The organism is Microcoleus sp. S13_C3 (assembly GCF_036700905.1).
GTDB lineage: Bacteria > Cyanobacteriota > Cyanobacteriia > Cyanobacteriales > Microcoleaceae > Microcoleus.
This window is the reverse complement of the sequence record NZ_JAUBPT010000041.1, coordinates 44,918-51,952: the sequence shown is the minus strand read 5'-3', so window position 1 is coordinate 51,952 and position 7,035 is coordinate 44,918. Positions and strand designations below refer to the sequence as shown.

6 protein-coding genes and 1 tRNA gene are annotated in these 7,035 nt (G+C 45.1%); all 7 read right to left on the bottom strand.

Translation table 11 applies throughout. The features are described 5' to 3' along the window. Window positions 1-70 precede the first annotated feature (70 nt). Entirely contained in the window at window positions 71-232 is a 162-nt protein-coding gene (locus tag QUA16_RS13885) for a hypothetical protein (protein ID WP_333103907.1), read from the bottom strand. Between the two features lie 426 nt (window positions 233-658). Further along, window positions 659-729: transfer RNA gene (locus QUA16_RS13880), tRNA-Gly, on the bottom strand. Between the two features lie 162 nt (window positions 730-891). Further along, on the bottom strand, window positions 892-3,000 hold the full coding sequence (uvrC, locus tag QUA16_RS13875; RefSeq protein WP_333103906.1) for an excinuclease ABC subunit UvrC: 2,109 nt from the start codon (window positions 2,998-3,000) through the stop codon (window positions 892-894). Window positions 3,001-3,116: 116 nt separating this feature from the next. Next, window positions 3,117-3,869, bottom strand: coding sequence for an amino acid ABC transporter ATP-binding protein (locus tag QUA16_RS13870; protein WP_333103905.1), 753 nt, complete (start codon window positions 3,867-3,869; stop codon window positions 3,117-3,119). A gap of 50 nt (window positions 3,870-3,919) precedes the next feature. After that, window positions 3,920-5,119 carry an amino acid ABC transporter permease gene (locus QUA16_RS13865; protein WP_333103904.1) on the bottom strand — a complete coding sequence of 400 codons (1,200 nt, stop codon included), beginning with the start codon at window positions 5,117-5,119 and terminating at the stop codon, window positions 3,920-3,922. Window positions 5,120-5,135: 16 nt separating this feature from the next. Beyond that, on the bottom strand, window positions 5,136-5,735 hold the full coding sequence (locus QUA16_RS13860) for a hypothetical protein (protein ID WP_242723093.1): 600 nt from the start codon (window positions 5,733-5,735) through the stop codon (window positions 5,136-5,138). Window positions 5,736-5,785: 50 nt separating this feature from the next. Beyond that, window positions 5,786-7,000: an ABC transporter permease subunit gene (locus QUA16_RS13855; RefSeq protein ID WP_333103903.1), complete on the bottom strand. Its 1,215-nt coding sequence runs from the start codon at window positions 6,998-7,000 to the stop codon at window positions 5,786-5,788. Window positions 7,001-7,035 lie beyond the last annotated feature (35 nt).

Sequence of the window (7,035 nt, the reverse complement as noted above, 5' to 3'; positions counted from 1 at the left end):
TTCAAAATCCAAGTCGATCGCTTGAAGTAAGGCTTGAGCCGTGTGAGTGCGAAAGTCTCATGCACGGTTCTTAGGGGAGGGGAGAGCGGTGACGCTTGAACCTTACCCGACTATCCCCCCTCGACTCAACCAAACCGAAAATTTTAGATTTGAGCTTGACACCTTGGCGAATTTCTTCGAGAAACTGTTGCCGTTCCCGCAGCAAATACATTACTACTGAAAAATATTTCACGGGCCCTCCTTGTGACTGATGCGACTCCGAATCAGTCATAACTCAAGCTGAGTTCGATCGGCAATCTTGCCAAATCAGGGCACTCTATGTTAACCAATTGTTCTTGTACCGAGCTCACCACAAGCTCAGATGTGGAGGCGTTTTGAGAGATACCTGCAAAGCTAAACGGCTGAAACTGAATACACTTATGCTTTGTATTCAATTTGTATTCATTTGTCTCCAAATTGTCTCCACAAAGGGCGATCGGGTAGTCATTTGATACTCAGTTGATACTCAGTTTGGTCGTTCCGTAGTCAAATCGTAGTCATTTTGTCTCCAATTTGTATCCAATTTCTAGTCAAGTTGACCCCTTGATAACCCAAAAAATCAGCACTAAAAAACCTCAAACCGTTGATTTCTCGTTGGTTTGAGGTTTTTATAGACATAAGCGGGCAGCGGGAATCGAACCCGCATAGTTAGCTTGGAAGGCTAAAGTTTTACCACTAAACTATGCCCGCGCACAGAAACTAAACATACCACAAGTCTCTGGGGATTGCAATAGGCCTGTGCAAAATTTTTGAATACCTCCCTCACAGTGACTGAATCCGGGCTGAATCGGGACTTGCGGCCCGATCGCCCCCTCACCCCAAAAATCCCCGTCTCCAATGCTGGGTAAGACTTTACGGGTGGAAATAATCGTAAATTTGCTGCGCTAGACGCGGGCCAATCCCAGAAACTTCTGTCAACTGTTCGGGAGTCGCTAAACGGAGATAGTCGATCGACCGAAAATGTGCCAACAATTGTTTTTGTCGGTGGTGTCCCAATCCGGGAATTTCATCAAGGCGCGATCGCTTCATTCTCTCGCTTCTTCGATCCCGGTGAAAACTCACAGCAAACCTGTGCGCCTCATCCCGCACCCGGCGCAATAATTGTACCCCAGGCTGCTCAGAATTAGTTGGCAGCGGCAAAGATTCCCCCGGCAAAAATATTTCCTCTCGCTGCTTTGCCAAACTGACAACGCGCAACTCTTCTAGCAAATTCATCTCCCGCAAAACAGCCACAACTGCTGACAGTTGACCTTTGCCGCCATCTATCATAATTAAGTCTGGTTTGTCGGAGATAGTACGAGAAACTGAGGATAAATTGCTGATTGTTTCCGAATTTCCTAAATCGCTAAATTCTTCTTCCTTATTCGTTCTATCCGTTAAATCCTTTATAAAATCCGTTGCCGAACTTTCTTCTTCCTTCAATCCTCGGAATCGGCGACCGATAACTTCTGCTAAACTAGCAAAATCATCAGAATGACCCGATTTAATTTCAGGATTTTTAATTTTGTAATGGCGGTAGTGTTGATTTGCCGGCAAACCGTCAATAAATACGACGCGAGAAGCTACGGCGTCAGAACCTTGAATGTGAGAAATATCGTAACCTTCAATGCGGCGAGGAACTTCTGGCAAATCGAGAATTTCTGCTAAATCTTCCATTGCTTGAGAATTGCGATCGCTCAATCTTTGCATTCTCGCCAATTCATACTCAGCATTGCGTTCCACCATCTCAATCAACTCTGCCTTAGTTTGCCGCTGCGGAGTCAAAATGGTAACTTTTCGCCCCTTACGGTTGCTCAACCAATCTGCTAATATTTCTCCTTCTGGCAATTCGTACTGCACAGAAATTTCGCTGGGAATTTCTACGGATTCAACATTTTGATAGTGTTCTTCCAACACCCGCTGTAAAATCGCTCCGGCCTCTACCCCCCCTCGTTCCCCCCCTTGCCAAGGGGGGGAGGAAAGAGAAAGTTCAGATAACTCTTGCCCATCTTTTACAAGAGATTGAGATAACTCTTCCCCCCTCGATTGTAGGGGCGGTGCCCCCGTGCCCGCCCTGGGTTGGGAGGGTATTTCCGCCATAAATCCCAATCTTCCGACCAATTGACCAGCGCGAATTTGGAACAATTGGACGCAAGCGTGCTGGGTGTCGGCCGCAAGTGCGATCGCATCTCTGGAAACAGTATCGTCTGGCAAAGACACTTTTTGACCCGCACTCAAAGACTGCAAACCTTTAATTTGATCGCGAATGCGCGCCGCCGTTTCAAAGTTTAAATCTTCGGCAGCTTGTTCCATTTGCGGCGCTAACAAGTCGAGCAATTCCTGAGTTCTTCCCTGGAAAATCATCGCTACTTTTTGGATTATTTTCCGGTATTCTTCAGGCGAAGTTAACCCTTGACAAACGCCAACGCAGCGCCCGATGTCGTAGTTCAAACAAGGACGGTCTTTAAATAGCGGTTGAGGGCGCTGCCGCAGCGGGAAAATCCGCTTAATTAAATGCAGCGTACTCCTCAGTGCCCCTGTATCGACGTAGGGGCCGTAGTAGCGGTCTTTTGCATTACCTGCGCGGCGTTTGCGGGTGATAAAAATGCGCGGGTATTCCTCCGACCAAGTTATGCACAAATAAGGATATTTTTTATCATCTTTGAGGAGGACATTAAAGTAAGGTTGGTGCTGTTTTACGAGGTTTGCTTCTAAGGCTAAAGCTTCTGCTTCTGTGTCGGTGGCGATGAATTCAATTTCGCGCACTTGCTGCACCATCATCGCGATGCGGGGACTGAGATTTTGGCTTTCGCGGAAGTAGGAACGGACGCGGTTTCGGAGTTTTTTTGATTTGCCGATGTAAAGGATGCGATCGCTCTCGTCTCGCATTAAATATACACCAGGAACCGCCGGAATTTCTTTGAGGCGACTTTCTAGGCGTTCCGAGTCTTTAACTAACGGCAGAGTTTTTGTGGATGGCATTGCAAGCTATCTCAGCAAAATAGAGACTGATTGTACACTCTTTTATTTTACCTTAATTATGTCTATTTTTACTGCTGCTACCGTCGCCAAACCCACCGACTAAACTTAAAAAGCAGTTACAAAATCTGAGATAAAAACTTGCGAGTGCGTTCTTCCTTCGGATTCTGAAAAAACTCTTCCGGCTTCGCTTCTTCCACTAAAACGCCGCCATCCATCAAGACAATGCGATCGGCAACTTCGCGCGCAAACCCGACTTCGTGAGTCACAACCACCATTGTAATTCCCGTTTGAGCCAAATTTCGCATTACATCTAAAACTTCCCGCACCATCTCCGGGTCTAATGCTGATGTCGGTTCATCAAATAACATGATTTTAGGCTGCATGGCCAGAGAACGTGCAATAGCGACACGCTGCTGCTGTCCTCCAGACAACTGTCCGGGATATTTTTTTGCTTGTTCCAATATTCCCACTCTTTCTAAGAGTTGCATTGCCACTTCTTCGGCTTTTTTCTTCGGCCAGCGGCGCACCCATACTGGCGCTAGCATGACGTTTTGCAAAACTGATAAGTGGGGAAACAGGTTAAATTGCTGAAACACCATTCCTACTTCGCTGCGAATTGTCTCAATGTTGCGTAAGTCGTGGGAAAGTTCGATGCCGTCGATCGTAATTTTACCTTGTTGGTATTCTTCTAATGCGTTGAATGTGCGAATAAACGTTGATTTTCCCGAACCAGAGGGCCCCATCACGACCACGACTTCACCTCGGTTTACGGTCATGCTGACGCCTCGCAGTACGTGAAATTGTCCGTACCATTTGTGGACGTTTTCTGCTATGATTACTTGTTCGGGGATTGTGGGTTTAGTTTCCATATTTTTTTGTTCTTAAACCGCAGATGAACGGGGATGAACGCAGATTTTTTTCACCTTTGACCTACGCCTAAAGTTCGCTCTATTTTACGGCTTGCTAGGGACATTGAGTAGCAAAATATCCAATAAATTATCCCGACGAATATGTAAACTTCGGCGTATCTGCCGATATAGGATGGATTTGCTAAAACTGCGCGGGATATTCCTATTAATTCTAACATTCCGAATAGAGAGAGCAGGGAAGTATCCATAAATAATCCGATGAATTGACCGCCGATCGCCGGAATGACTATTCGCAGTGCTTGAGGCAGTACAATGAGAATTGTAAGCAGGGGTGTATTGAGCCCGATCGACCTAGCTGCTTCTATTTGTCCCCTGGGCACGGCCTGCAAGCCACCGCGCACGTTTTCCGCCAAGTATGCCGCACTAAATAAGGTTAATCCAGCAATCGCTCTAATTACTCTATCCAATTTCGGATATTCTGGCGGCAAGAAGAGTTGCAGCATCACTTGACCTAAAAACAAAATGCCAATTAATGGTAAACCGCGAATAATTTCGATGTATAATGTGGATAACAATCTCACAACTGGCAAAGAACTTTGTCTGCCGAGTGCTAGCAATACTCCCAAAGGAAAGGAAAGCACAATACTAATAACTGCTAAAAACAGCGTCAATACTAAACCGCCCCAATCATTTGTTGACACTTCTGTCAAACCCAACCCGCCTTTAATTAGCCACAAAATTATGGGGAAGGAAAGAGCCCAAATTGCAGGCATCCAGTCCATCATTTTTGGGTTAATTTGCCTGCCGATGGCATAGCTGGCGGCGGCTGCGATAATATTTGCTAGCAGGTAAAGGCGAGAGGTGAGGTCGATCGGCGAAATGACCGCACCCACAACCGCAGCACCGAGTATAATTAGTAAAGGCGGATTCCAAAGACGTTCTTGCCGCTGAATGTTTCCCCAAGTTAATCCTCCCAACAAGGCAATTATGGCCGATACTATCCACAGCCGCCAGTACGATTCGCGGGGAAATCTTCCTGCAAAAAATAGCGGCAAGTTGGCTTCTAAAACGCGCCACTGAGCTTTTGTTGTTGCCCAAACGATAATTCCTTTAATAGTTTGGAAGGCGATAATTACGCAAAATACTGTCAGAATGCTGTTGTACCAGGTACTAAATAAATTTTTGCGCGCCCAATTCCAAGGAGTAGGCGATTCGGTGGCTGGGGGCGGTAATACAGGTATTGTTTCCATCAGTTTTTAGTTCTTCTTAATTTCTAATACTGTTCGCTAAGATTCCTAAAATTTTATTCACATCTCTCAAGTAATATTCACCTAAATCAATTTCAATAATTTGTTCTTGCAACTTCAGGAATTTCCAGATAGTACCTGTAGTAACAGTCCCATAAATCGCAGGAATTTCGTTGCCTTCACGTTCATTAAATATTCTAGCAGCCAACATTTCTGCTACGCACTGTCCCAATCCGCCATTGATATTTTCCTTCTTGGCTTCTACAATGATGATTATTGGCGCTCTAACAATTAGTAATTCTGGGGAATGACTGATCAGAAAATCGCAACTCCCATTTAATCCTTTTTCAACATCTACTGTAAAGTCTATTCCCGAAAACAAACTAATTTCCAATTTTAACTGTTTTCTAAGCTCAATCAAAATCGGTGCGATAATCATTTCCGATCGAGCTTTTTCAGTGTTGCTGCTCAATGCTAAGGGTACATTATCTTTGAGAATTTCTGCCAGTAACCTACTCGGCTCTAATTCTGAGACAGCAGCGAACATATCAATTTTATCGGAAATCGTTAAATCAAAATTTTTAGTTACTCTGTCTAAGCTAAAGTCACTGTATGCCATTTAACGCGCTCTCCTTTTATCACCCTTAAAATATATTAAAGTTAAACTATTTATCTTTCCTTGATTTGTACGGTTTTATTGTACCAATTCATGAACAGAGAAACTATCAAACTAATTGTTAGATATGTTACCATGATAATTAACATTGCTTCGATCGCCCGCCCGGTCTGATTCAACGTCGGAGAGCCCACCACAAAATAAACGTCGGGATAAGCAACCGCAACCGCTAAACTCGAATTCTTAGCTAAATTCAGATACTGACTGGTTAAAGGCGGCACAATCACCCGCAAAGCTTGCGGCAAAATTACCATCCGCATCATTGTTCCAGACTTCAGCCCTAAAGACTTTCCCGCTTCCCACTGGCCTTTCGATACTGACTGAATTCCGGCCCGGACAATTTCTGCAATGTAACTGCCAGTATACAAGCTGAGTCCTGTCACCAATGCTGCAAATTCTGGAGTTAATTTTAATCCTCCTTCGAGTTGCAATGCTGGTGTCAGGCGCGGAACATCTAGGCGAAAAGGCAGATTTTTGGTGATAATCCAAGCTAAGATTGCACTTAGCCCGATCGCACCTAGAGCCCAAAACAACTGTCTTCCCGGCTTAGCTTCTTCCACCATCACCCGCGCCCGCCACATCCACAGCGCCACCGCCACCAAAACTCCGACAGTTAGCAAAATCAACCAAATCTCACAACCAGGCAAAGCCACCGGCGTTGGTACAGCAATGCCGCGATTTGTCAAGTAAATCGGCCCCCTCATCTGCTGATTCTCTTCGAGTTTGGGCAGGGAAATGAAAACGGCAAAATACCAGAAAAATAATTGCAGCAATAACGGCGTATTTCGCAAAATTTCCACATACAAACCAGCCAAACTCCGCAGCAGCCAATTGTCGGAAAGGCGCGCAATTCCTACCGTCAAACCCGCAACTGTTGCGAAAATAATGCCGAGACCCATCACCCGCAGCGAGTTGATTAAACCGACAAAATAAGCTTGTCTGTAAGTATTTTCGGGACTGTAGGGAATCACGCTTTCGCCGATGTCAAAAGATGCTTGGGAATTGAGAAAGTCAAATCCAAATGCAATCCCCAGTTGCGAGTAATTGGCGCCCAGATTGTCGCCGAGAATCGCGAGCACAACTATTACTAAAATTAGGGCGATCGCCTGTCCGGCTATTTTCCAGAAGCGATCGTCCCGCAGGAGTTTTGATATATCTTTAAAATAGGGAAATTTCTGGGCTTTGCCCGGTTGAGGTTCTGGGTTCATAAGTTAAATTATATTTTATAAATCTGCTGGGAAAT

Bases quoted from the DNA above. Each gene is read 5' to 3' on its own strand.
- QUA16_RS13855 (WP_333103903.1), bottom strand. From the start codon at position 7,000: ATGAACCCAGAACCTCAACCGGGCAAAGCCCAGAAATTTCCCTATTTT.
- QUA16_RS13860 (WP_242723093.1), bottom strand. From the start codon at position 5,735: ATGGCATACAGTGACTTTAGCTTAGACAGAGTAACTAAAAATTTTGAT.
- uvrC (WP_333103906.1), bottom strand. From the start codon at position 3,000: ATGCCATCCACAAAAACTCTGCCGTTAGTTAAAGACTCGGAACGCCTA.
- QUA16_RS13865 (WP_333103904.1), bottom strand. From the start codon at position 5,119: ATGGAAACAATACCTGTATTACCGCCCCCAGCCACCGAATCGCCTACT.
- QUA16_RS13870 (WP_333103905.1), bottom strand. From the start codon at position 3,869: ATGGAAACTAAACCCACAATCCCCGAACAAGTAATCATAGCAGAAAAC.